A 24,088-nucleotide genomic window follows, 5' to 3' on the forward strand; every position below is an offset into this window, starting at 1 on the left:
CCGAGAATTGGGAGGCACTGTGCGGGTCGGTGTGATGATCGGGCCGGAGCGTGGGGACTCCGCGCGCAAGGTCGCGCGGATGATCGACGACGTGACCTGGGCGGAGCGGGCGGGCCTCGACACCGCCTGGGTGCCCCAGATCCCCACGGACTTCGACGCGTTGACGGCGGTGGCCCTGATGGGCGCGCGGACCGAGCGGATCGAGATCGGGACCGCGGTCGTACCGCTCCAGACACAGCACCCGATCGCCCTCGCGCGCCAGGCGCTGTCCGCGCAGGGCGCCGCGGGTGGGCGGCTCGCCCTGGGCCTCGGACCCTCCCACCACTGGATCGTCCGGGACATGCTCGGACTGCCCTACGAGCGGCCCGCCGCCTTCACCCGTGACTATCTGGACGTCCTGGACGCGGCGCTGCGCGGACCGGGCCCGGTCGACGTCGAGAACGGCACGTTCACCGTGCACAACCCGCTCGACCTCGCCCCCGTGGCCCCTCTTCCGGTGCTGCTCGCCGCGCTCGGCCCGGTCATGCTGGCACTCGCGGGCGAGCGGGCGGACGGGACCGTCCTGTGGATGGCCGACGAACGCGCGGTCGCCGACCACGTCGTACCCCGTATCGCCAAGGCGGCGGACGACGCGGGGCGTTCGGCGCCGCGGATCGTCGCGGGCATCCCGGTGTGTCTGTGCCTGCCCGCCGAGGTCGACGCGGCGCGCGAGCGGGCCAACCGGATCCTCGGGGAGGCCGAGATCTCGCCCAACTACCAGCGGCTCCTTGACTACGGCGACGCCCGGGACATCGGCGACCTGTGCGCGGCCGGTGACGAGACGGCCATCGCGGCCCGCTTCCGGCGCTTCGCCGACGCCGGGGTCACCGATCTGTCGGTACGGCTGCTGCCGATCGGCGAGGGCCGCGAGGAGCTGATCGCCTCCAAGCGCCGGACCCGTGAGGTGCTCGCCGGGATCGCGGCGGACTTCCGATGACCGCCGGCCCCGCGACCGCCGGGCCGCTGGCCGGCCTCCGCGTCCTGGAGGTCGGTCACATGCTGGCGGGCCCGTACGCCACGATGATGCTCGCCGACCTCGGTGCCGAGGTCGTCAAGATCGAGCCGCCGGGCGGGGACATCTCCCGGCAGGTGAGCGACGCGTACTTCGCCAGCCTCAACCGGGGCAAGCGCAGTGTCCGCCTCGACCTGACCACGCCGAGCGGTCAGAAACGACTCGGTGAACTCGTCTCGGACGCCGAGGCGTTGCTGGTCAACCTCAAACCGTCCGCGATCCACCGGCTCGGGCTCACCTACGAGGCGCTGAAGAAGTGGAACGCACGGATCGTCTGCGTCGCGCTCACGGGCTTCGGCCTGGACGCGGGCGACGACCCGGCCTTCGACTACGTCGTCCAGGCGGCCACCGGCGTCGCCGCGCTGACCGGTGACCCGGCAGGCCCGCCGACCCTGCCCGGTTACTCCTCGGCCGACAACTCCTCCGGCCTCACCGCGGCACTGGGTCTGCTCGCGCAGATCGTCTCGGGCCGCGGCGGGCAGGTCGAGGTGTCGCTGCGGGACGTGATGCTCTCCCAGCTCAACTACCGGGCGTCCGCCTACCTCAACGAGGGGGTCGAGCCGCGCCGTCTGCCGCTGGGCGCGCACTCCTACTACGTACCGGCGCAGCTCTTCCCCACGGCGGACGGCCACTTGGCCCTGTTCATCACCCACGACGGCTTCTGGAAGTCCTTCGCCGCGGAGGCGGGCATCGTGGGCTTCTGGGCGATGGCCGAACGCGCGGCGCGCCGCGAGGAGGTGCTCGACGTGGTGACGAAGGCCCTGGCGAGCGACACCGCCACCGCCTGGGAGACACGGCTGCGTCCCCTGGGCGTTCCCGCGGCGGCCGTACGGACGTTGCCGCAGGCGCTGGCGGCGATACCGGAGGCGATCGTGACGGCCGGGGAATTCCGGCTGGTACGCGGTCCCGTGCGGGTGGCCGGCTACGAGCCCGCGTACGGGCCGCCGCCCCACCTGGGCGAGCACGGCCCGTAGAGCGTGGGCGGTTCGCAGCGGACACGAGGAGGGGTCCCGGGAGTTCGACTCCCGGGACCCCTCGCGTTCACCCCGGCATCGACTCCGACTTCTGCACCGTGCCGGTGATCCCGCTCGCGTCCTGGCCGGCCAGGCGTACCGCGGCGTGGGCCATCGCCTCCGGGGGTTCGATCATCTCCGGTGGGATCTCGCGTCCGCCGCCCCCGGCCTGCCAGCCCTCGGTGACGACGACACGCGACGGGGCCAGGCAGTTGACCGCGATGTTGTCGGACTTGAGGGTGGCGGCGAGCCCGAGATAGAGGCGCTCGACGCCCGCCTTGGAGACCCAGTACGCGTTGGCGCCCCTGTCGGTCATGCCGACCCCGTTGGTCGTCACCGCCACCAACGAGCCCCCGCCGCGCGCCCTGATGTGCGGGATGACGGCCTTGGTGACGAGGAAGACCCCGGTGAGATTGACGTCCAGGCACAGCTGCCAGCGCTTGAGCGGTGTGGACTCGACCGGGCCGAGCCACATGACCCCGGCGTTGGCGATCAGGATGTCGATCCCGCCGAACTCCGTGACGGTCGCGTCCACGGCGGCCTCGACCGACGCCTCGGAGGTCACGTCGCATGCGACCGCGAGGGCGCTGCCACCCGCCGACGTGATCCGCTCGGCGACGGCGTGGATCGTGCCGGGTGTCCGGCCCTCCTCCTCGGAGCGCGCGGCGACCGCGACCGCGGCTCCGGCCTCCGCGAGCCCGCGCGCGATGTTGCGGCCGATGCCCCGGCTCGCCCCGGCGACGAACGCCACCTTCCCCTTCAGCCCGTCGCTCACGTTCGGTCGGCCGTTCACTTCGGCGGGAACCGGAGGGCGCCGTCGAGGCGGATGACCTCGCCGTTGAGATAGTCGTTCTCGCAGATGTGCTCCACGAGAGCCGCGTACTCGGGGGAGCGGCCCATGCGCTTGGGATGCGGGACCTTGGGCCCCCAGTAGGCCTCCAGTTGGTCGCCCGCCGCGCCGTAGGCCGGGGTGAGGAAGGTGCCCGGAGCGATCGTGACGACCCGGATGCCGAGCGGCGCGAGGTCGCGCGCGGCGACGAGGGTCATGCCGACCACCCCGCCCTTGGCGGCGGCGTACGGGATCTGCCCGATCTGCCCCTCGTACGCCGCGATCGACGCGGTGTTGACGATGACGCCCCGGTCGCCGTCGACCGCCTCCTGGCGTGCGATGGCCGCGGCCGCCAGGCGCATGACGTTGAAGACGGCCGTGAGGTAGAAGTCGATGGTCTTCCGGAAGCCCGCGAGATCCAGGGGTTCGCCGTCCTTGCCGACGAGCCGGCCGCCACTGGCCGGGCCGCCGTGCGCGTCCACCGAGATCCTGAGCGGTCCCGCCGCCGCGGCCTCGGTCATCGCCGCCTTGACGTCGTTCTCGTCGGTGGCGTCCGTGCGTACATAACGGACGCCCAACTCCGCCTCGAGCGCCTTGCCCTTCTCGTCGGCGAGGTCGGCCACGACCACCTTCGCTCCTGCCGCGTGGAGGCGACGGACGGTGGCCTCGCCCAGGCCCCCCGCCCCACCGACCACGACCGCGGAACTCCCACTGATCTGCATCAAGGTTATCCTCTCTTGCAAGCAGGGCTCTGTGTATATGAGAATAGCATTCTCATGAATATCACCATGATCCTTGAGATGGCGGCTTCGGCCGGCGATCGGGCGGTGATCACGGCGGGCGGCCGTTCGCTGACCGCCGCCGAACTGCTGCGCCGCGCCCATGCCGCCGCCCACCGCTTCCGGGGCCGTCAGGCCGTCGTCCATCTCGGCGCCAACCAACTCGCCTACCCCGTCGCCCTGTTCGGAGCCGCTCTGGCGGGCGTTCCCTTCGTCCCGGTCAACTACCGGCTCGGCGAGCAGCAGTTGAACGCCCTGCTGGCCCGCCATCCCGGCGCCGTGGTCCTGCGCCCGGCCGACCTCGACGCCCTCCTCGATGAGCGGCCGGACGTGGAGTTCCTGGACCCGCCCCAGGACCGGGACTCGGTCGCCGTGCTGCTCTACACCAGCGGCACGACCGCCGAGCCCAAGGCGGCCGTGCTCCGGCACCGCCATCTGCTCGCCTACGTGCTGAACACCCAGGAGTTCGCGTCGGCCGAGGAGGGCGACGCGTCGCTGGTGGCGGTACCGCCGTACCACGTCGCGGGATTGATGAACCTGCTGACGAACCTCTACTCCGGCCGCCGGATCGTGTACCTGCAGACGTTCGAACCGGGGCAGTGGCTGGAGACCGTACGCGGGGAGCGGATCACCCACGCCCTCGTGGTCCCCACCATGCTCGCCCGGATCGTCGCCGAGGTACCCGGCGACGACGCCGGGACCCCCCTGCTGCGCAGCCTCGCCTACGGCGGTGCGCGCACCCCGGGGCCCATCGTGGAACGGGCGTTGCGCATCTTCCCGCAGACCGGCTTCGTCAACGCCTACGGCCTGACCGAGACCGCCTCCTCCATCGCCGTCCTCGGCCCCGACGACCACTGGCAGGCGTCCGTGTCGGACGACCCCGCGGTACACGACCGCCTCGGCTCGGTGGGCCGGGCGCTGCCCGGAATCGAGATCCAGATCCGCACGGACGACGACAAGCCGGCCCCGGCGGGGGAGACCGGCCTTGTCTTCGTACGCGGCGAGCAGATCTCCGGCGAGTACGGCGGCCGCAGCGCCCTGGACGCCGAGGGCTGGTTCGCCACCCGGGACCGCGGACGGCTCGACGCCGACGGCTACCTCTTCATCGAGGGGCGCGCGGACGACACCATCATCCGCGGCGGCGAGAACATCGCACCGGCCGAGATCGAGGACGTACTCCTCGCCCACCCCGGCATCGTCGAGGCGGCCGTCGTCGGGCTGCCCGACCCCGAGTGGGGGCAGCGGATCGTCGCCATTGTCGTCGGCGCGGGCGAGCCGGCCGAGATCCGGCAGTGGGTCAAGGACCGGCTCCGCTCGTCCAAGACGCCGGACGCCGTCGTGTTCCGCGCCGAACTCCCCAAGACCGAGACCGGAAAGCTGCTGCGCCGCACCCTCCTGGCCGAGTTGGAGACCACCCATGCCTGAAGCAGTCATCGCGTCCGCCCTGCGCACCCCCATCGGCACCGCCGTCAAGGGCACCCTGCGCGACACGACCGCGTTCGACCTGGCCCACCACATCGTCACCGCGGCGGCCGAAGGCCTCGACCCGGCCCTCATCGACGACGTGATCCTCGGCGAGGGCCTCTACGGCGGTGGCGTCCTGGCCCGCCACGCCGCGGTCACCGCGGGGCTCACCTCGGTCGCGGGGCTGGCCAACAACCGGCACTGCGCCGCGGGCATGGCCGCCGTCCAGAGCGCCGCCGCGAGCGTGATGGCGGGCATGGACGAACTCGTCATCGCCGGCGGCGTCAACTCGGCCTCCACCTCCCCGAAGGCGCTCTTCCGCGTCGACGGCGAGTGGGAACCCTGGATGTCGCCCACCCACCCCGACCGCCCCGACGCCCCCAACAAGGACATGTCGATCACGGTGGGCTGGAACACCGCCGTCGCGGCAGGCCTCACCCGCGCCGAACTGGACGCCTGGGCGCTGCGCTCGCACCGCAACGCCGTGGCGGCCATCGACGAGGGCCGCTTCAAAGAGGAGATCGTCCCGATCGAGACCCCGCACGGGCTCTTCTCCGTCGACGAGCACCCGCGCCGGGACACCAGCGCCGAGAAACTGGCCAGGCTGAAGCCCCTGCACCCGGAGATCGACGGGTTCAGCATCACGGCGGGCAACGCGGGCGGTGCGAACGACGCCGCGGTCGCTCTGGTCGTCGCGAGCGAGGCGACGGCGGCCCGCGAGGGGCTGGCGGCCCTCGCCGCCGTACGGTCCTGGGCGTCCGTAGGCGTCGACCCCGCGGAGATGGGCCTGGCCCCGGTGAAGGCGATCCCCAAGGCCCTGGCCCGAGCGGGTCTGTCGATCGCCGACGTCGACCTGTTCGAGATCAACGAGGCGTTCGCCTCGGTGCCCGTCGCCGCCGTCCGGTTGCTCGAACTCGACCCGGACACGGTGAACTTCAGTGGCAGCGGCTGCTCCCTCGGCCATCCGGTCGCCGCCACCGGGGCCCGCATGCTGGTCACGCTCGTCCACGAACTGCGCAGGCGTGGCGGTGGCATCGGGGTGGCCGCCCTGTGCGCGGGTGGCGGTATGGGCTCGGCGACGGTCATCGAGGTCCAGGCTCCCTGACCTGACGGTGCGCCCCGGCGTATGGCGCGTGGCCGCGCCGGGGAGCCCCAATGATCGACACCCCGGGCGCCCCCCCGCCGGTGGATCAGCTTCGGAAGCGGAGCACCGCCTCCTGGGCGTACGAGGCGACGAGAGAGCCGTCCTCGGTCAGGACGTCCCCCCGGCCGAAGCAGCGGCCGTGGGCGAGGATCGGGCTGTGCTGGTGCAGCAGCAGCCAGTCGTCGGTGCGCAGAGGCCGGTGGAACCAGAGGCTGTGCGAGGTGACGGCGGAGGTGAACGCCGTGCGCGAGTCCCGCTGGGAGATCCCGTCGAGGCGGCGCACGGCGGTGCCGATGAGCGTCAGGTCGGTGGCGTACGCGATGAGCGCCGGGGCGAGTTCGGGGGCGACCTCCGGCGTGCGCATCCACAGGTCGTACTCGGGCGGCTCCGCCTTCGGGGACTCGAGGTCGGTGGTCGACCGGGTCGTCCAGGGGATGAGGCCGAGGTCCACGTCGTGCTCCGCGCCGGGCACGGAGGGGACCTTGAAGTCGCTCTGCTGGTCGAGTCCGTCCTCCGCGGCGTGCAGGGACGCCGAGGCGGTGGCGATGACGCCCGGTGTCTGCCGGGCGACGATCGTCAGCGTCGCGAAGGTGCCGCCCTCACGGTGGCGCGTCACTTCGTACCGCACGGGTTCGTCGGTCAGGCCCTCGCGCGGGAACTGCGCGTGCAGCGACTTGACGGCCTTGTCCGGGCAGGTGAGAGCGGCGGCCCGGACGAACTGGGCCAGCAGCTGCCCGCCGAACAGCCGGTGATAGCTGAGGTGTTGGTTGGATCCCTCGAAGCCTGTGACGGGCTCGGGTGCCGAGAGGTCGGGGCGCAGCTTCAGGCAGGTGAGCAGGTCGTTCCAGAGGTCGGTCACAGGCACTCCCGGTGCGGTTCGGTGGGATGCGAGGGGATGTGGGGGACGCGGTGGGTTGTGGTGCGGTGTGGTTCAGCGCGTGGTTCAGCAGGCGCGCAGACGCGCGACGAGGTCCATGGCGGCTTCACGGTCCAGGCTCGGCGGAGGGGTGAACGAGAGACGGGTCAGCAGCCCGCCGAAGCGTTCCGCGACCCGGCCGGGCAACTCGTCCGCGGGGGCGACGATCGCGAACGCGTCGACCATCTCGTCCGTGATCAGCCCCGCCATGTCCTGCCAGCGCCCGGCCTTCGACAGCGCGGTCAGCTCCTCGCTCGCGCCGTCCCAACCGTGCAGTGCGAAGACGCCCCGGTACGCCGGTGTGGAGGCGTAGAAGGCGATACGGCCGCGGAGCAACGGCAGGGTCGTTTCGATCTCCTTGTCGGTGCCCGTGACGAGGAACGGGGTGCCCAGTACCTCGAAGCCGTCGAGGGACGCGCCGGCGCGTGCGCGCCCCTCGCGCAGGGCGGGCAGTGTCCGTTCGCGGATCCAGCGGGCGGTGGTGTAGCCGTGGCAGAGGAAGCCGTCCGCGACCTCACCCGCGACCCGGGTCATCAGGCCACCGACGCCGGCGAGCAGCACGCGCGGCGGCCCGAAGCCGTGCGGGGGCGGGACGAAGTCCGGGGGCATCAGGGTGTGGCGGTAGTACTCGCCCTGGAAGTCCAGGGGGGTGCCCTCGTGCCAGGCCGACCAGATCGACCGCAGGGCGAGGACGTACTCGCGCATCTGCGCGGCCGGTCTGCCCCACGGCATGGAGAAGCGGCGTACGACATGGGCCTTCACCTGGGAGCCGAGACCGAGCACGAACCGGCCGCGGCTGTGCCGTTGGAGGTCGTCGGCGGTGTGGGCGAGGGCCATCGGGGAGCGGGCGAGCGCCACCGCGATGGACGTGCCCAGGGTGATGCGTCCGGTCGCCCCGGCGGCGACGGCCAGGGGGAGGAAGGGGTCCTGATTGACCTCTCCGGCCCACGCGGCGTCGTAGCCGTGCTCCTCGAGGGTGCGGGCCCGATCCGCGGCGTCCGACAACCCGCGGACCGTACCGTCGATTTTCATGTGACGATAGTAGGGTATGCATATTCTGAGAACGAGGTTCTTGCCGCTGTGAGGTTCGTCGGCTGTGAGGTTCCTTCGGGTGGAGGTGGCGCTTTGGCCGGGCGGGAGCCTGTTGTCCTTGTCGACGTCGAGGAGCGGATCGCGACGGTGACGCTCAACCGGCCCGAGGCGCGCAACGCGCTGAGCCGGGAGGTCACCTTCGCGCTGTGGGACGCGGTCACGGCCGCGGGCAAGGCCCTCGACGTCGATGCCGTGATCGTGACCGGCGCGGATCCCGGGTTCTGTGCCGGGGTCGACCTCAAGGAGGTGTCGGGGGAGTCGCCGCCGACCGCGGTTCCCCGGGCGCCCGGTCAAGGGCCGGAGCGCGACGCCAATGGGCTCTTCCGCTTCCTGCCGGTGATCGGCAAGCCCGTCATCGGGGCGGTGAACGGCGTCGCGGTGACGGGCGGGCTCGAAGTGGCCCTGCAGTGCACGTTCCTGGTGGCGTCGCGGCGCGCCCGGTTCGCCGACACCCACGCCCGGCTCGGCATCATGCCGGGCGGTGGCGCGACCGTACTCCTCGCCCAGGCCGTCGGGGAGCGGCGGGCCGTGGAGATGTCGCTGACCGGCAACTTCCTGACCGCCGAGGAGGCGCTCGGCCTCGGACTGGTCAACCACGTCGTACCGCACGAGGAGTTGCTGCCCTTCACCCGGAGGCTGGCCGCCGACATCGTGAACAACGACCAGCGCGGTGTCCGCCGGCTGCTGCGGCACTACCGCCAGATCGCGGGCGCGGCCACTCTCGACGAGGCGCACCTCATCGAGGGGTACATGGCCGAGACCTGGCAGCAGGGGACGAGCGAGGTCGCCGCCCGGCGCGCCGACGTCACCGCGCGGGGACGGACCCAGGCCCGGTCCTGACGTCCAGGTGCGTGGCGTCGAGATCGACGCGGGCGGCCTCGCCCGGCGCGGCATCCCCTACGCGGCCGCGCGTCACAGCTGATCGACGCCTTCACGGGCCCGTGTCACAGCTGAACGACCCGCGGCGCCGAGCGGCCCTCGCGTATCAGCGCGCCGGCCTCCCGCGTCAACTCGCGTGCGCTGTACAGCAATCCGTCCAGCACGAGGGTGCGCCGGACGTGCCGGTGCAGGTCGTGCTCGGCGGTGAAGCCGATCCCGCCGAGGACCTGCTGGCAGTGGCGGGCGGCTGTCAGCGCCGCCTGTCCGGCCGCCGCCTTGGCGAGCAGGCAGCCGAGGTCGTCCTCGGCGGCCACGAGGGTCGCCTCGGCCCCGTCGAGCGCGACGAGGGTCTCGGCGAGCCGGTGCCGTACGGCCTGGAAGGAGGCCAGGGGACGGCCGAACTGGGTCCGGTCGAGCACGTGCGAGCGGGCGAGCGCGAGCATCGCCCGGCCGGTGCCCAGGAGCCACCAGCCGAGCGCCCGGCGTCCCGCGGCGAGTGGGACGGGATCCCCGGCCGCGACGGTCCGCAGCGGCAGCTCGCCGTCCAGCGCGCCGCCCGCCTCGTCCGTGCGCTCCCACACGACCCACGCGCCGCCCGTGTACGGCAGGGGCAGCGTGCCCCCGACGGCGCGTCCCGCAGCGTGCAGCAGGACGTCGTTGAGCAGCGGCGCGTGCGCGCCGGTCTCGCCTAGCAGACCGAACGTGAGCGGGACCGCCACGTCCGGCACTTCCGTCAGCAGGTCGGACCATCCGAGGTCGGCCAGGGCCGTGTCGAGGGCGCGGCCCGACGCCGCCGTCATCGTCTTGCGCAGCGTCTGCGCGAACAGGTCCCGCTCGGCGGCATCCATCGTGTGTCAGTCCCTTCCCAGGTCCAGCAGCCGACGGGCGATGATGTTGCGCTGGATCTCCGCGGTGCCGCCGTAGATGGTCGCCGCCCGCGAGTACAGGTACTCCTCCCGCCATGGCGCGTCCGTCAGTTCCAGCACGCCGGGGAGCAGGTCCCGGGCGGTGTCGAAGAGTTGCTGCTCCGCGGTGGCCAGCAGCACCTTGTCGACGGAGGTCTCCGGGCCGAGCCGGGCGCCCGCCGCGAGTCGCCGCTGGGTGCCGTGGGAGCGGCAGCGCACGGTGTGCAGCGCCAGATAGGCGGCGCCGAGGGACAGGTCGTCGCTCGTGTCGCCCGGTTCGGTCCTCTCCACGAGCAGCCGGTCGAGCCGGGTGTAGAGGTGGGCGACGCGGTGCCAGAAGCAGGTGGAGCGCTCGTGGGGGAGCAGGTCCATCGCGAGTCGCCAGCCGTCGCCGGGGCGGCCGAGCATACGGTCGGAGGGGACTACCACGTCGTCGAAGAACACCTCGGCGAACTCGTCCACGCCGTGCATCGTGCGCAGCGGCCGCACGGTGATGCCGGGGGTGTCCATGTCGACGAAGAACGCGGTGATCCCGTCGTGGCCCGGCGCGGTGCGGGTGAGCAGGACACAACGCGCCGCGTACTGCGCGAGGCTCGTCCACACCTTCTGGCCCGTCACCACCCAGTCCCCGCCCCGGGGGACGGCCCGGGTGGTGAGAGAGGCGAGGTCGCTGCCCGAACCGGGTTCGGAGAAGCCCTGGCACCACTGCTCCCCGCCGCCGAGCAGCAGCGGGACCATCTCCGCCGCCAGCTCCGGACGGGCGTAGGAGATCATCGTCGGGGCGAGCACCTCGATCATCGAGTAGATGCCCGGCTCGGCCAGACCCCGGGAGGCGACCTCCTCGCCGAGCACGGCCCGCAGCACGGCCGGTCCGCCGAGACCGCCCACCTCGGCGGGCCAGCCGTACCGCATCCAGTCCGCCTCGTAGAGCGCGCGCCGCACCCGGGCCAGCTGCGCGACCTGGCCGTCGAGGGAGTGATCGGGCCCGGGGGAGAGGTCGTTCCGGTCGAGCCAGTGGCGCAGACCCGACCGGAACTCCGTGACGTTCACGCGCCCGGGCGTTCGAAGGCGTGCGGGCGGCCCGAGTCGTGCGCCCCGCTGCGGCGGATGAACGTCATCGCCCGCGTCCGCAGCCGCCAGCCGTCGGCGGTCCGCAGATAGGTGTCGTTGTAGTAGCCGATCCGCATGGCGTGGGTGGCGTGCTCGATGAAGCACAGCGGCTGGGTGCCGGTCGCGGTGTTCCCGTCCGTCTCCCCGTGCTCGGGCGGCTCGATCACGGCCGTACCCACCAGGAACAGACCCTTGGGCGCGGCGGCGACCAGGGCCGGGAACTCGTCGAGGCCGTAGGTGTCCCCGAAGGCGCTGTAGGTGCCGTCGGGGGTGAAGACCGCGAGTACCCCGTCGATGTCGCCCCGGGTCATGTGGACCGCGTAGCGGCCCAGCAGCTGCTGAATCTCCATCAGGTCGTCAGTGGACAAGGACCTGTCCGCCCTTCGGTGAGAATGACATTCTCATTTACGAGTGGCAGGTTTCCATGTGTCGGTCATGACGTCAACGGTTACGGCGTCAACGGTCAGGGCGTCAGCGGTCGCGACGCAGCTTCGCGAAGTCCCAGCTCACGACCTTCTCCGCGGTGAGCCGGAGCCAGCCGTGCTTCCCGTCGTACCGGAACGCGCCGCCGCCCATGTACTTGTCCGCGAAGAGCTGTTCGGGGTCCATGAGTTCGTCGAGGGGATCTCCCTTGCGGGGCGCCTCGCCGACGACCTCGACGCTGCCCCGTAGTTCGACGCCGCGCAGGGCCATGAAGTCCGTGCCCCCGTCGTCGACGATCACGCTGAGCCGCCGATCCCGGTCCAGATCGGTCCAGCGCTGGCTGCGTACCAGCGAGTTGAGCCACAGCGTGGACCCGTCCCACACGAACCACAGTGCGCTGACATGGGGATCTCCGTCCCGTCCGACGGTCGCGACCCGGCACAGCGGCTGGGTTCGCAGGAAGGTGTCCCGCTCGGGGTCGGTCATGGCGATCGCGGTTCCCCTGCGCTGTCCGCTCATCGTCTCTCCTGCCTTTGTGTGAATGGTTGATTCTCTCTTAGTGAGAAGCTAGTTTCCACCAATAGAGAGGAGGAGAACCACCTCGCGCTCAAGGTGGCCGGGGCGATCACCTGTTCCCGCCGGCCGCTCGGGGACAGCACCGAGGAGGAGACCCCTTGAACCAGCCCACACCCTTCGCCGCCCTGGGGGCGGTCGCCAAGTACGCCTTGCAGCAGATGGCACCACCGCCGCCGCCACCGCCTCCCGGCCGACCGGCCGCCGAGACCGTTCGTCCTCGCCGGCCCCGGCGAGAGTGTGAGTGACGGCCCGTCATGGAGCAGTTCCTCACCTTCGGGATCGTCGGCCTGAGCACCGCCGCGATCTACGCGGTCATCGGCAGCGGACTGGTGCTCACCTACACGACGACCGGCGTCTTCAACTTCGCGCACGGCGCGGCGGGCATGCTGTCGGCCTTCACCTACTGGCAACTCACCGGCGGCTGGGACTGGCCGGTACCGGTGGCGCTGGCCGTGGTCCTGCTCGTCCTCGCCCCGGCCTTCGGCCTGTTCGTCGAGAAGGTCGTCCTCCGGCCCGTCCAGGCGCTGGGCGAGGCCGAACGGCTGGTCACGACGGTGGCGCTGCTGAGCGGCCTCATCGCCGTCGCCCGCTGGGTCTGGGATCCCAACGTGCCGCGCACGCTGCCCACGTTCTTCGCCGACCGGAAGCCCTTCCACATCGGCTCGGCCGTGGTCACCTGGCACCAGGCCCTCACCATGACCGTCGCGGTGCTGGTCGCGGTCGGCCTGCGGATCCTGCTCTACCGCACCCGCCCCGGCGCCGAGATGCGGGCGACCGTCGACGACCGCGCCCTGGTCGGGCTGACGGGAGCCCATCCCGTACGGGCCAACAAGACCGCCTGGATCCTCGGCACCCAACTCGCCGCGATCGGCGGCATCCTGATCGCGCCGACCGTCACCCTCGACGCCGCCCAGCTCTCGCTGCTGATCGTCAGCGCCTACACCGCGGCCATCTTCGGCCGGCTCCGCAGCGTGCCCCTGACCTTCGTCGGCGCGATCGTGGTCGGCTGCATGGAGAGCTATCTGACCGGCTATCTCCCGCAGAACGCCTACCTGCCCGGCCTCAGGCTGGCCGCCCCCGCGCTGCTGCTGTTCGTGGCCCTGCTGGCGTTCCCGCACCGGCGACTGCGCGGCCGGGACCGCAAGCTGCGCCCGGTGCCGGTTCCGACGGCCCGCGGCACGGCCGTGTTCGCCGTCTGCGTCGTCGCGTTCGGCGCGGTACTGGCCTCGGTCCTCGGCGAGGCCGACCTCATCACCTACGGCGCCATCTTCTCGCTCGGCGTGGTGGCCCTGTCGTACGTACCCCTGGCCGGGTACGCCGGGCAGATCTCGCTCTGCCAGCTGAGCATGGCCGGGATCGGGGCCGTCGTCTGGGCCCACCTCGGCGCGCACGGGGAGTTCTGGGCCCTCGGAGCCGCGATCCTGGTCTCCGCGGTGGCCGGCGCCGTCGTCGCGCTGCCCGCACTGCGGCTGTCCGGGGTGTACCTGGCGCTCGGGACCGCCGCCTTCGCGGTCGCCCTGGACCGGTGGATCTTCACCCTGCCGTCCTTCCATCTGTTCGGGATGCGGATCGCCCTGTTCGACCAGGGCGCGGTGGACGTGGCCGGACCCCGGCTCTTCGGCCTCGCACTGGACACCGCGGCGAAGCAGCTGGTGTTCGCGGCGGTCTGCCTCGCGCTCGCCTCACTGGTCGTGGCGGCGGTGCGCCGGGGCCGGTTCGGGCGGCGGCTGATCGCGCTGCGCGACAGCGAGGCCGCCTACGCGACCCTCGGCGGCAGCCTGCTGCGGGCCAAGGTCCTGGTGTTCGCGCTCTCCTCGGGCATCGCCGGGCTCGGCGGCGCGCTGTACGGAATGCAGCAACGGTCGATCACCGCCGACCAGTTCAACCTGGTGGCGGGACTGCCGATCTTCCTCGTCGCGGTGGTCGGCGGCCTCGGCGCGGTGGGCAACGGACTGTTCGCCGGGACCGCGTACATCGGCCCGACGAACGCGCTGGTCGCCGTGGCGCCCTGGGCGCAGAACCTCGTCGCCCTGCTGCCCGGCCTCGCCGGCATCGGACTCGGCCACAACCCCGACGGCATCGTGGTCCGCCTCCGCCGCGAGTGGGAGCCGCTCGGCCGGGACCGGATCGCCCTGCCCGGCCTGCTCTGCGTACTCGCCCTGCTGTGGGTCCTGCGGCTCGGCGACCTGATCAACGGCTGGACGTTCCTGGGCTGTTCGGTGGCCACGGGGGTGGCGCTGCGGATCTGGGCGACGGCCCGGCAGACCGCCGCACCGACCGAACCGGAGGTTCCCGTCGAGTGGTGGGGACTGCGGCGCGCCTGGCGCCCCGAGGACAGGGAGGTGCTCGCCCGTGGCCTCGCTGCGGATTAGCGGAGTGACCGTCGCCTTCGGCGGCAACCGGGCTCTGGACGGCGTCGCCCTCAGCGCCGAACCGGGCCGCGTGACCGGACTCATCGGCCCCAACGGAGCCGGCAAGAGCACCCTGTTCGACGTCGCCTCCGGACTGCGCAGACCCTCCTCCGGACAGGTCTTCCTCGACGGCCAGGACGTCACCCGCACCAGCCCCGCAGGCCGCGCCCGGCGCGGACTCGCCCGCACCTTCCAGCGGCTGGAGCTCTTCGGCCGACTCACCGTCCGCGACAACCTCCTCGTCGCGGCCGAACTCGGTCCCGACCGGCGCCGGGCACACCACGCCGTCACCGAGACCCTCACCAGGCTCGGCCTGACCCACCTCGCCGACAGCCCGCCCGACGCACTGCCCACCGGAGTCGGCCGACTGGTCGAGGTCGGCCGCGCGATGGTCATCCGGCCCAAGGTGCTCCTCCTCGACGAACCCGCCGCAGGACAGGACAGCGAGGAGACCGAACGGTTCGCCGCGCTGCTGCGCTCGCTGACCGACGACGGCACGGCCGTGGTCCTCGTCGAACACGACATGAGCCTCGTCATGGGGGTGTGCGACGAGGTGTACGTACTCGATCTCGGCAAGGTCATCGCGTCCGGCCCGCCCGAGGTGATCCGGAACGACGAGACCGTCCTGGCGGCCTACCTGGGGGACGCGTGAGCGCCATTCTCGAACTGAGCGGCGTCCGTGCCGCCTACGACCGGATCACGGTCCTGCACGGCGTCGACCTCCAGGTCGCCGCCGGGCAGGTGGTGGCCCTGCTGGGCCCGAACGGGGCGGGCAAGACCACCACCCTGCGCGTCGCCTCCGGAGTCCACCCCCTCGAATCCGGCCGTCTCCGGCTGGGCGGCCGGGACATGACCGGAGCCGACCCCCGCGACCTGGCACGCGCCGGGGTCTGTCTGATCCCCGAGGGCCGCGGCGTGTTCCCCAACCTGTCCGTCCGCGACAACCTCCTGATGATGACCTTCACCGGCCGCAGCCGCGCGGAGATCGAGGAGATCGCCTTCCAGCGCTTCCCGATCCTCCACCGCCGCGCCTCGCAGGCGGCCGGCACCCTCTCCGGCGGTGAGCAGCAGATGCTCGCCCTCGCCCGCGGCCTCGCCACCGACCCCGCCGTCCTGCTGCTCGACGAACTCTCCATGGGACTCGCTCCGTTGATCGTCGGCCGGCTCTACGAACAAGTCGCCGAGATCGCCCGGCAGGGCGTGGCCGTCCTGGTGGTCGAGCAGTTCGCGGCCGCCGTCCTCGACATCGCCGACCACGCGGCCGTCCTCGTCCGTGGCCGGGTCCAACGGCAGGGCCACCCCGACGGCGGGCTGCGCGCCGAACTGTCCGCCCTCTACCTGGGGAGTTCCGCATGACCACCACCGAGCCGCGCGCGGACCGCTTCGTCCGAGAACTGGCGGGACTGAAGATCCCCGACCCGGCCGCCGCCCGGGCCACCCTCTGGCTGCGCCTCGGAGTCCTGCTGATGGTGGGCGGTCTGGTGCTCGGCGTGTCGGGCTACCTGGTGTCCCACAACACCGTCGACCCGCTCGTCCAGGGCGACGGACTCGCACTCGGACTGGGGGGCGTCTGCGCGACCGTGGTGGGCTCGGCGCTCTTCCTGCGGTACTCGCTCACCGGCTTCCTGCGGTTCTGGATGGCCCGCCAGTCCTACGACATCAACCTGCTCGCCGATCGCCTGCTCGAAAGGGACATCCACCATGACCCCACCGGTAACGACGCCGCGCCCCGGTGACCAGCTCGCCAGCGCCGTCTGCAGCACGCGGGTGGTCGTCGTCCGCGCCCCCGCCGGCGGCTCGGTCCGGCTCTCCTGCGGAGGCGCTCCGATGGTCCCCGCGACCGCCGCGAAGCCGGCGCCCGGCGGCGCGGCTGAGGCCGTGACCCTCATCGGCAAGCGGTACGTGGACGCCGACGGGGCCCTCGAAGTGCTCTGCACCTCCTCCGGCACCGGCGAACTGAGCTGCGACGGCGTCCCGATGACCATCAAGGCGGCCAAGCCGCTGCCCGCCTCCGACTAGCCGTACGCACTCAAGCCCGCACCCGAGCCGCCTGCCTCTCCCCTTCCGGAAGGGAACCCGTCATGGATCGAGACGATCTCGTCCTCATCAGCGTCGACGACCACATCATCGAACCCCCCGACATGTTCGTGAACCACCTCCCCGAGCGGTACAAGGACGACGCGCCCCAGCTGGTCCACCAGGACGACGGCACCGACACCTGGACGTTCCGGGAGACGGTGATCCGCACCGCCGCGCTGAACGCGGTGGCCGGTCGGCCCAAGGAGGAGTACGGCCTCGAACCGCAGGCCCTGGACGAGATCCGTCCCGGTTGCTACGACGTGAACGAGCGCGTCGCCGACATGAACGCGGGCGGCATCCTCGCCCAGATGAACTTCCCGTCCTTCCCGGGGTTCGCGGCCAGGCTGTTCGCCACGGAGGACGCCGACTTCTCGCTCGCGCTGGTACGGGCGTACAACGACTGGCACATCGACGAATGGTGCGGGGCGCATCCCGGGCGGTTCATCCCGATGGCGATCCCGGTCATCTGGGACGCCGAACTGTGTGCGGCGGAGGTCCGCCGGGTGGCCGCCAAGGGCTGCCACTCGCTGACCTTCACCGAGAACCCCGCGGTGCTCGGGTACCCGAGCTTCCACGACCCGTACTGGAACCCGCTCTGGCGGGCGCTGTCCGACACCGACACCGTCCTGTCGGTGCACATCGGCTCCTCGGGCAAGCTGGCGATCCCCGCGGTCGACTCGCCGCCCGACGTCATGATCACCCTGCAGCCGATGAACATCGTCTCGGCCGCCGCCGACCTGCTGTGGTCCCAGCCGGTCAAGGACTTCCCCGATCTGAAGATCGCCCTGTCGGAGGGCGGCACGGGCTGGATCCCGTACTTCCTGGAGCGGGTGGACCGCACCTTCGAGATGCACGCGGCCTGGACCCTCCAGGACTTCGGCGGGAAGCTGCCGTCGGAGGTCTTCCGGGAGCACTTCCTCACCTGCTTCATCAGTGACCCGATGGGGGTGAAGCTCCGTCACGAGATCGGCATCGACAACATCGCCTGGGAGTGCGACTACCCGCACAGCGACTCGATGTGGCCGGAAGCACCCGAGGAACTCATGGGCGTGATGGAGCGCTTCGACGTGTCCGACTCGGACATCGACAAGATGACCCACGAGAACGCCATGCGCTGGTACTCCTTCGATCCCTTCACCCATGTCCCGCGCGAGCAGGCCACGGTGGGAGCGCTGCGCAAGCGGGCCGAGGGCCACGACGTCTCCGTCCAGTCGCGCAGCCACCGTCTGATCGAACCCGCCGAGAAGCTGGAGGCGTACCGCTCCCGGGCGCGCGCGGCGACGGGCGCCGCCCGATGAGCGACCTGGTCCTGATCGAACGGATCGACAACGTCCTCGTCGCGACCCTGAACCGGCCCGAGGCCCGCAACGCCCTGTGTCCGGAGCTGATCGACGACCTGTCGGACGTCCTGCGGGAGGCGGACGCCGATCCGGGGGTCCGGGCGATCGTCCTGACGGGCGCCGGAACCGTGTTCTGCGCCGGCATGGATCTCAAGGCGTTCGCGAAGGGCGGCGGCAAGTTCGACGGCCTGGTGTGGTTCTTCCGCGACGGCATCGGCACCCCCGTGATCGCGGCGCTGAACGGCTCCGCGCTCGGTGGCGGCTTCGAGATGGTGCTGGCCTGCGACCTGGTCGTCGCGGCCGAGGACGCCAGGCTCGGGATCGCCGAGGTCAAGCGGGGCCTGTTCGCGGCAGGGGGCGGTACGACGCTCGCCGACCGGGTGCCGCTGGCGGTCGCCCTGGAGATGGGCCTGACCGGCGATCCGGTCACGGCTGCGCAGGCCGAGCGGGCCGGCCTGGTGAACCGTGCCGTCCCCGCCGACCGGGTACGGGAGGAGGCGCTCGCCCTGGCCGGGCGGATCGCCGCCAACGGTCCGCTGGGCGTCGCCATGACCAAGAAGCTGATAAGGGAACGCCGTTGGGCCGAACCGGACGAGGTCCTGTCGGTGTTCCGCAGCAAGGACGCGGCGGAGGGCGCCCGCGCCTTCGCGGAACGCAGGACGCCGGTGTGGAACGGCAGCTGACGCGCGGCGTCCCCCGACGGCCGTCGTACGGTGCCCACGGCGCCCGCTGACCGGAGCGCGGGGGGTTCAGCGCTCGGCCGCCGTCGCGTCGGACGAGGAGGGGGCGTCCGACGCCGTGGCGGACGGGGTAGCGGTGGCCGTGGCGGGTGGCGAGGGGACGCCCGCCACGGTGACCTCGCCGATCTCGTCGACCAGGCCCCAGCCGAGCGCCTCCGCTGCGCTCAGCGTGCCGCCCGACAGGGCGAGATACGCGGTGCGCTCCCGGCCGATCCGGACCGGGAGACTCGCCGTGCCGCCCGCGCCCGGGATCAGCCCCATCCCGACCTCCGGCAACCGGATCACCGTGTCCGGCGCGGCCAGCACCCGCCCCGCGAACGCCGCCAGTTCGATCCCGGCGCCGACACAGGCGCCGTGCAGATGCGCGGTCACCCGGGGACCGCACTCCTGCAGCAGCGCGGCCGGACTGCGCCGCACCCTCAGCAGGTGCGCCTGCGCCGGATCGCGGGAGGTCCCGAACTCCGCCAGGTCACCTCCGCTGCAGAACGCGGAACCGCTGCCGTACAGGTCGACGTGCGCGATCGACGGATCCGCCACGGCGACGTGCAGCGCCTCGCAGAGGGCGTCCCGGGTCCCGGCGTCGAACGCGTTGCGCACCCACGGCCGGTCGAAGGTGATGGAAAGCCGGTCGCCGTCACGGCGCAGCCGTACGGGCTCGGCGGCCGGACGTGGAGTGCGCGGGCGCGCCGAGGCCAGCCAGGCACGGAAGCCCGCGCCGCTCTGGAGCACCGAGTAGGCGAGGGACTCGAGCACCAGCCGCTCGGGCGCAGTGACATGCCCGCCCATGCGCAGCACCTGTGTCAGCGCGACGGAGGCGGCCGGCTGCGCCGCGACGACCGCCGCGAGGCGCTGGGCGACGGCGTCCAGGTCCGCGCACCCCACCCACGGTCGCGGGGGAGCGGCGACACCGGTGAGCAGGATGTCGAACTCCGGGCCCGCGTCGACCGGTTCCGCCGCCACGCCGACGAGAACCCGATCCTTCGCGTCGGCCCGCACCGGCGCCTCCCGGTCGAGGTCGACCAGGTGGAAGGGCGAGTCCAAGGCCATGTCGTTCCCCTCCCCAACCGGCGGCGACTGGAGTGTAATGGGAGATCGCCACGGACGAGAAGGGGGTTCATGAATTGGAGAACGACACTCTCCGGAGTTGGATGGAGCCCGTCGAGCCGTTCCTCGGCCCCCTCCACGACGTGGCGAAGGCCTTCACCGGCCTCACCGGCGTGCCCGTGGACCTGCCGACCGCCCTCTTCCTCCGTGCCCGCCTCACCGGCCGCCCTCTCCCCGGCAGAGTTTCGGCCGGCGGCTCCTGCCATCTCCTCGAGACCGCCGACGGCTGGGCCGCCGTGAACCTGGCCCGCCCCGACGACCTGGCCGCCGTGCCCGCTCTCGTCGCGCTGCTCGGGGGAGCCGGGACGGAGGAACCGCACGAGGCGGCGCACCGCGCCGCGGCGACCGACGTCGCCGCGCACGCGCAACTGCTCGGGATCGCGGCCGCCGCCCACGGTTCGGCCCGCGGCACCCGCGCTCCCGTACGCGCCGAGCGAGGCGGGGCGGCGAACCCACGGGACCTGGCAGAGCTGCGGATCATCGATTTCTCGGCCCTGTGGGCGGGCCCCCTGTGCGCACGGCTGTTGGGGGAGGCCGGGGCCCGGGTGGTAAAGGTGGAGAGCACCACCAGACCGGACGGCGCGCGCAGGGGATCGCCCGCCTTCTACCGCTGGCTGCACGACGGACACGAGAGCCTGGTGCTCGACTTCGCCTCCGGCGTGCCCGCCGAGGTCGTCGCCGAGGCGGACGTCGTCATCGAGGCGTCACGCCCGAGGGCACTGCGCCGACTGGGCATCCACGCAGAGGAGTTCCTCGCGGCCCGCCCCGGCCGTGTCTGGCTGAGCATCACCGGCTACGGGCGCGACGAGGACCGTATCGCCTTCGGCGACGACGCGGCGGTCGCGGGCGGGCTCACCGGCCTCGACCGCGTCGGCGACCCCGTCTTTCTGGGTGACGCGCTCGCCGACCCCGTCACCGGCGTCTTCGCCGCCCACGCCGTCGCCCGCTCACTGGCCGACGGCGGAGGCGAGCTGCTCGGCCTCTCCCTGGCCGCCTGTGCAGCCGCCCTCACCGACAGCCGTTGACGTGCTGATCACGGACGTGGAGGTCGAGGGGTACGGCAGGGTGGACGTGCGCCTCGGGGGAGGACGGGTCGTCGGGATCGGCCGACGGCGGGCGGGGCGCGGCGATGTCGTCGGCCGGGGCGGCGCGTTGCTGGTCGGCCTGCACGACCACCACGTACACCTGGCGGCACTGGCGGCCGAGGCCGCGTCGGTACGGGTCGGTCCGGCGGAGGCGGGCGACAGGGACGGACTGGTGGGGGCCCTGCGGAGCGGGCCGCCGGGGGAGTGGGTGCGGGCCGTCGGCTACCACGAGAGCGTCGCGGGCGAGCTCGACCGGTGGGTGCTGGACGACTTCGCGCCCGATCGGCCGGTGCGGGTCCAGCATCGCAGCGGGGCGCTGTGGATGTGGAACAGTGCGGCGTTGCGGGCTGGTCTGGACGGCGGGGGCGACGGGGGTGACGGGCGGTTCTGGCGGGAGGACGAGCGGCTGCGTGGGTTCACTCCGCCCGTACGGCTGGATCTGCGCGGCGTGGGGTCCCGGGCCGCGGCGTACGGGATCACCGGGTTCACCAACGCGGATCCGCATCCGGGCCAGGACCTGCCGGAGTTGCTGTCGGTGCTGCCGCAGCGGCTCGTCGTGATGGGGATCGGCGACGCGCCGGTGAAGTTCCTGCTCGACGACGCGACCCTGCCGACGCCGGGTGAACTGGCGGCATCGGTGGCGGCCGTGCGGCCCCGCCCGGTGGCCGTGCACTGCGTGACCCGAGTGCAGTTGCTCGTGACCCTGCTCGCCCTGGAGGAGGCCGGGCCGGTCGCGGGCGACCGGATCGAGCACGGGTCGGTGATCCCGGCCGAGACCATGCCCTGGCTCGCGCGGCTCGGCGTGACGGTCGTGACGCAACCGCACTTTCCCGTGGAGCGGGGACGGGAGTACGCGACCGATGTGGACCCGGACGACCAGGCCCACCTGTACCGCTGCCGGTCGCTGGCCGAGGCGGGGATTCCGCTCGCCGCCGGGACCGACGCGCCGTACGGAAGTGCCGACCCCTGGGCGGTGATGCGGGCGGCCGTCGAGCGCTCCAACGGGGAGGCGGTGGACCCACGCGCGGCGCTGGACCTGTTCGCGGGGGAGCCCCAACACCCCTCCCGGGTACAGCGGTTGGTGGTCGGCGCGGTCGCCGACCTGTGCCTCCTCCACGTACCGCTGAAAGAAGCCCTCGACCTCATGTCCGCCGACGTCGTACGCGCGACGTTCGTCGGCGGACGGCGGATCACGCCACCGGAGTGAACACCCAGGGCACTACACGCTGTACCCGCCGTCCACACCCAGTGCCTGCCCGGTGATGAAGCCCGCGCGGTCCGAGGCCAGGAACGCCACCGCCTCCGCGATGTCCTTCGCCTCGCCGAAACGGCGCAGCGGGATGTTGCGCCGGGTGATGTCCAGGGCCTCGGTGTCGAGTTCGCCGGAGCTGATCAGACGGGCGGCGATGCCGTCGGTCAGCATGCCGGGGCCGACGCAGTTCACGCGGACCCCGTAGCGGCCCTCCTCGGCGGCCAGCGCCCGCGCCACCGCCTCGACCGCCCCCTTCGTGCCCGACGACAGCCCGTCGCGCACGGGGAACCGGCGGGTGGCCACGGTGGTGACGGCGACGATGGAGCCCCGCGTCTCCCGCAACCGGGGCAGCGCGGGATGGACGAGGTTGAAGAACGCCACCGCGTCTGCGTCGAGCTGGGCCCGGTACTGACTTGGCGTCACCTTGCTGAGGTGCACCATCGGCACATGCGGGCCCGCCGCGTACACCAGCGTGTGCAGGCCCCCGAAGGCGTCGGACGCCTCGGCGACCGCCTCCGCCGTGGCCCGCTCGTCGCCCAGGTCGAGGCGCACCGCGAGGACTTGGCGCCCGTACGCCTTCACCTCGGCGGCCAGGGCGTCTGCCCCGGTTTGGCTGGTGCGGTACGTGAACGCCACGTCGCTGCCGCGCTCGGCCAGCATGCGCACGACGGCCGCGCCGATGCCGCCGGTGCCGCCCGCGACGAACGCGACGCCGGTCCTGCTGGAGAAGTCCGCCATGATGCTCACAGTCCCAGGGATTTGGCGATGATGACCTTCATGACCTCGCTCGTGCCGGCGTAGATGCGGGTGATGCGCGCATCCGCGTACAGCCGGGCGATGGGGTACTCCAGGATGTACCCGTACCCCCCGAAGAGTTGCAGACAGCGGTCGACCGCGCGTGCCTGCATCTCCGTGCAGAACAGTTTGACCTTGGCCGCGTCCGCGCCGGAGAGTTCGCCGTCGACGAGCTCGCGCACCGCGCGGTCGAGCATCGTCTGCGCGGCCTCGATCTCGGCCGCCACCGCGGCGAGTTCGAACTTCGTGTTCTGGAAGGAGGCGACCGGAGTCCCGAACACCTGCCGCTCCTTGACGTATGCGAGGGTCGTCTCGAGTGCCGCCCTCGCCTGCGCGACCGATCCGACCGCCACCGTCATCCGCTCCTGGGGAAGGTTGTGGCCGAGATGGCCGAAGGCCGCGCCCTCCTCGCCGAGCCGGTTGGCGACCGGGACCCGCACCTCGTCGAAGGACAACTCCACGGTGTCCTGCACCTTGATGCCCATCTTGTCGAGCACCCGGCCGCGAGTGAACCCGGTCATGCCGTCCTCCACGACCAGCAGCGTCAGGCCCGCCCGCCGGTCGTCGGGATCGGTCGACGTACGCGCCACCACGATCACCAGGTCGGCGAGGAGACCGCCCGTGATGAACGTCTTGGCCCCGTTGAGGACGTACGCGTCCCCGTCTCGTACGGCGGTGGTGCGGATGCCCGCGAGATCGGAGCCCGTGCCGGGTTCGGTCATGGCGACGGCGGTCAGGAGCCGGCCCGCCGCGAGGCCGGGGAACCAGCGCTCACGCTGGTCCTCGTCTGCGTACGCGAGGAAGTACGGCAGGACGACGTCGAGTTGGGTGCGCACCGTGCCGAGCGTGACGAGAGCGCGGGCTGCCTCCTCCTGGAGTACGACGTTGTAGCGGTAGTCGTGCAGGCCCGCTCCGCCGTACTCCTCGGGTATGGACATGCCCAGTACTCCGAGCGAGCCGAGCTTGCCGAAGAGCTCGCGCGGCAGCCGGCCCGCGTGCTCCCACTCCGTGTAGTGGGGGACCACCTCCTTGGCCACGAACTCCCGGACGAGCTGCCGGAACGCTTCGTGGTCGGCGGTGAAGAGTTCTCGGCGCACGACG

The 24,088-nt window shown here is 72.2% G+C and carries 25 protein-coding genes; 14 read left to right on the forward strand and 11 right to left on the reverse strand.

Features of this window, described 5'->3' with window-relative positions; translation table 11 throughout:
• The first annotated feature begins 34 nt into the window (after window positions 1-34).
• Window positions 35-976 (forward strand): LLM class F420-dependent oxidoreductase, encoded by a 942-nt coding sequence (locus ACZ7M3_RS30990; protein ID WP_472067777.1) that lies wholly within the window; start codon window positions 35-37, stop codon window positions 974-976.
• Window positions 973-2,025: a CaiB/BaiF CoA transferase family protein gene (locus ACZ7M3_RS30995; RefSeq protein WP_472067401.1), complete on the forward strand. Its 1,053-nt coding sequence runs from the start codon at window positions 973-975 to the stop codon at window positions 2,023-2,025. The genes ACZ7M3_RS30990 and ACZ7M3_RS30995 overlap by 4 nt, the downstream gene beginning before the upstream one ends.
• Window positions 2,026-2,092: 67 nt before the next feature.
• On the opposite strand, the gene ACZ7M3_RS31000 is transcribed toward ACZ7M3_RS30995, so the two are convergent.
• Window positions 2,093-2,839, reverse strand: a complete 747-nt coding sequence (locus tag ACZ7M3_RS31000) for an SDR family NAD(P)-dependent oxidoreductase (RefSeq protein ID WP_472067403.1) — start codon at window positions 2,837-2,839, stop codon at window positions 2,093-2,095.
• A gap of 14 nt (window positions 2,840-2,853) precedes the next feature.
• On the reverse strand, window positions 2,854-3,615 hold the full coding sequence (locus ACZ7M3_RS31005; protein ID WP_472067405.1) for an SDR family NAD(P)-dependent oxidoreductase: 762 nt from the start codon (window positions 3,613-3,615) through the stop codon (window positions 2,854-2,856).
• Between the two features lie 54 nt (window positions 3,616-3,669).
• On the opposite strand from ACZ7M3_RS31005, the gene ACZ7M3_RS31010 reads away from it, so the two are divergent.
• A complete protein-coding gene (locus tag ACZ7M3_RS31010; protein WP_472067407.1) occupies window positions 3,670-5,097 on the forward strand; it encodes a class I adenylate-forming enzyme family protein in 1,428 nt (475 codons plus the stop codon).
• The gene (locus tag ACZ7M3_RS31015; protein ID WP_472067409.1) at window positions 5,090-6,241 is read left to right on the forward strand and encodes a thiolase family protein; all 1,152 of its coding nucleotides are present in this window, start codon (window positions 5,090-5,092) and stop codon (window positions 6,239-6,241) included. Before ACZ7M3_RS31010 ends, ACZ7M3_RS31015 begins: the two co-directional genes overlap by 8 nt.
• 85 nt (window positions 6,242-6,326) lie before the next feature.
• On the opposite strand, the gene ACZ7M3_RS31020 is transcribed toward ACZ7M3_RS31015, so the two are convergent.
• Both ACZ7M3_RS31020 and ACZ7M3_RS31025 read right to left on the reverse strand, forming a co-directional pair.
• Complete coding sequence (locus tag ACZ7M3_RS31020) at window positions 6,327-7,139, reverse strand: acyl-CoA thioesterase (RefSeq protein WP_472067411.1); 813 nt, start codon at window positions 7,137-7,139, stop codon at window positions 6,327-6,329.
• Window positions 7,140-7,223: 84 nt separating this feature from the next.
• The gene (locus ACZ7M3_RS31025; protein WP_472067413.1) at window positions 7,224-8,228 is read right to left on the reverse strand and encodes a TIGR03617 family F420-dependent LLM class oxidoreductase; all 1,005 of its coding nucleotides are present in this window, start codon (window positions 8,226-8,228) and stop codon (window positions 7,224-7,226) included.
• Window positions 8,229-8,321: 93 nt separating this feature from the next.
• Between ACZ7M3_RS31025 and ACZ7M3_RS31030 the strand changes: the two genes are divergently transcribed.
• Window positions 8,322-9,128: an enoyl-CoA hydratase gene (locus tag ACZ7M3_RS31030; RefSeq protein WP_472067415.1), complete on the forward strand. Its 807-nt coding sequence runs from the start codon at window positions 8,322-8,324 to the stop codon at window positions 9,126-9,128.
• Between the two features lie 104 nt (window positions 9,129-9,232).
• On the opposite strand, the gene ACZ7M3_RS31035 is transcribed toward ACZ7M3_RS31030, so the two are convergent.
• The 4 genes from ACZ7M3_RS31035 to ACZ7M3_RS31050 all read right to left on the reverse strand — a co-directional run bounded on the left by ACZ7M3_RS31035 (window position 9,233) and on the right by ACZ7M3_RS31050 (window position 12,124).
• Complete coding sequence (locus ACZ7M3_RS31035) at window positions 9,233-10,015, reverse strand: acyl-CoA dehydrogenase family protein (RefSeq protein ID WP_472067417.1); 783 nt, start codon at window positions 10,013-10,015, stop codon at window positions 9,233-9,235.
• A 6-nt stretch (window positions 10,016-10,021) separates the two neighbouring features.
• Entirely contained in the window at window positions 10,022-11,122 is a 1,101-nt protein-coding gene (locus tag ACZ7M3_RS31040) for an acyl-CoA dehydrogenase family protein (RefSeq protein WP_472067419.1), read from the reverse strand.
• The gene (locus ACZ7M3_RS31045) at window positions 11,119-11,550 is read right to left on the reverse strand and encodes a nuclear transport factor 2 family protein (RefSeq protein WP_472067421.1); all 432 of its coding nucleotides are present in this window, start codon (window positions 11,548-11,550) and stop codon (window positions 11,119-11,121) included. The genes ACZ7M3_RS31040 and ACZ7M3_RS31045 overlap by 4 nt, the downstream gene beginning before the upstream one ends.
• 103 nt (window positions 11,551-11,653) lie before the next feature.
• The gene (locus ACZ7M3_RS31050) at window positions 11,654-12,124 is read right to left on the reverse strand and encodes a pyridoxamine 5'-phosphate oxidase family protein (protein ID WP_472067423.1); all 471 of its coding nucleotides are present in this window, start codon (window positions 12,122-12,124) and stop codon (window positions 11,654-11,656) included.
• A 311-nt stretch (window positions 12,125-12,435) separates the two neighbouring features.
• Between ACZ7M3_RS31050 and ACZ7M3_RS31055 the strand changes: the two genes are divergently transcribed.
• The 7 genes from ACZ7M3_RS31055 to ACZ7M3_RS31085 all read left to right on the forward strand — a co-directional run bounded on the left by ACZ7M3_RS31055 (window position 12,436) and on the right by ACZ7M3_RS31085 (window position 18,694).
• Window positions 12,436-14,553 (forward strand): branched-chain amino acid ABC transporter permease, encoded by a 2,118-nt coding sequence (locus tag ACZ7M3_RS31055; RefSeq protein ID WP_472067425.1) that lies wholly within the window; start codon window positions 12,436-12,438, stop codon window positions 14,551-14,553.
• On the forward strand, window positions 14,534-15,244 hold the full coding sequence (locus tag ACZ7M3_RS31060) for an ABC transporter ATP-binding protein (RefSeq protein WP_229889501.1): 711 nt from the start codon (window positions 14,534-14,536) through the stop codon (window positions 15,242-15,244). The genes ACZ7M3_RS31055 and ACZ7M3_RS31060 overlap by 20 nt, the downstream gene beginning before the upstream one ends.
• Entirely contained in the window at window positions 15,241-15,948 is a 708-nt protein-coding gene (locus ACZ7M3_RS31065) for an ABC transporter ATP-binding protein (protein ID WP_067374631.1), read from the forward strand. Before ACZ7M3_RS31060 ends, ACZ7M3_RS31065 begins: the two co-directional genes overlap by 4 nt.
• A complete protein-coding gene (locus ACZ7M3_RS31070) occupies window positions 15,945-16,328 on the forward strand; it encodes a hypothetical protein (RefSeq protein ID WP_472067427.1) in 384 nt (127 codons plus the stop codon). Before ACZ7M3_RS31065 ends, ACZ7M3_RS31070 begins: the two co-directional genes overlap by 4 nt.
• Complete coding sequence (locus tag ACZ7M3_RS31075) at window positions 16,294-16,611, forward strand: hypothetical protein (protein ID WP_355304732.1); 318 nt, start codon at window positions 16,294-16,296, stop codon at window positions 16,609-16,611. The genes ACZ7M3_RS31070 and ACZ7M3_RS31075 overlap by 35 nt, the downstream gene beginning before the upstream one ends.
• Before the next feature lie 62 nt (window positions 16,612-16,673).
• Window positions 16,674-17,969 carry an amidohydrolase family protein gene (locus ACZ7M3_RS31080; RefSeq protein ID WP_472067429.1) on the forward strand — a complete coding sequence of 432 codons (1,296 nt, stop codon included), beginning with the start codon at window positions 16,674-16,676 and terminating at the stop codon, window positions 17,967-17,969.
• Window positions 17,966-18,694 carry an enoyl-CoA hydratase-related protein gene (locus ACZ7M3_RS31085; protein WP_472067431.1) on the forward strand — a complete coding sequence of 243 codons (729 nt, stop codon included), beginning with the start codon at window positions 17,966-17,968 and terminating at the stop codon, window positions 18,692-18,694. Before ACZ7M3_RS31080 ends, ACZ7M3_RS31085 begins: the two co-directional genes overlap by 4 nt.
• Window positions 18,695-18,760: 66 nt before the next feature.
• Here the strand turns inward: ACZ7M3_RS31085 and ACZ7M3_RS31090 are convergent, their stop codons facing one another.
• On the reverse strand, window positions 18,761-19,798 hold the full coding sequence (locus ACZ7M3_RS31090) for an enoyl-CoA hydratase/isomerase family protein (protein ID WP_472067433.1): 1,038 nt from the start codon (window positions 19,796-19,798) through the stop codon (window positions 18,761-18,763).
• Window positions 19,799-19,899: 101 nt separating this feature from the next.
• On the opposite strand from ACZ7M3_RS31090, the gene ACZ7M3_RS31095 reads away from it, so the two are divergent.
• Window positions 19,900-20,880, forward strand: a complete 981-nt coding sequence (locus ACZ7M3_RS31095; protein WP_472067435.1) for a CoA transferase — start codon at window positions 19,900-19,902, stop codon at window positions 20,878-20,880.
• Window position 20,881: 1 nt separating this feature from the next.
• A complete protein-coding gene (locus ACZ7M3_RS31100; RefSeq protein ID WP_472067437.1) occupies window positions 20,882-22,147 on the forward strand; it encodes an amidohydrolase family protein in 1,266 nt (421 codons plus the stop codon).
• Window positions 22,148-22,159: 12 nt separating this feature from the next.
• Here the strand turns inward: ACZ7M3_RS31100 and ACZ7M3_RS31105 are convergent, their stop codons facing one another.
• A complete protein-coding gene (locus ACZ7M3_RS31105; RefSeq protein WP_472067439.1) occupies window positions 22,160-22,930 on the reverse strand; it encodes an SDR family NAD(P)-dependent oxidoreductase in 771 nt (256 codons plus the stop codon).
• A gap of 5 nt (window positions 22,931-22,935) precedes the next feature.
• Entirely contained in the window at window positions 22,936-24,084 is a 1,149-nt protein-coding gene (locus ACZ7M3_RS31110; protein ID WP_472067441.1) for an acyl-CoA dehydrogenase family protein, read from the reverse strand.
• Window positions 24,085-24,088: the final 4 nt, after the last annotated feature.

Source organism: Streptomyces sp. NPDC111656 (genome assembly GCF_055656965.1).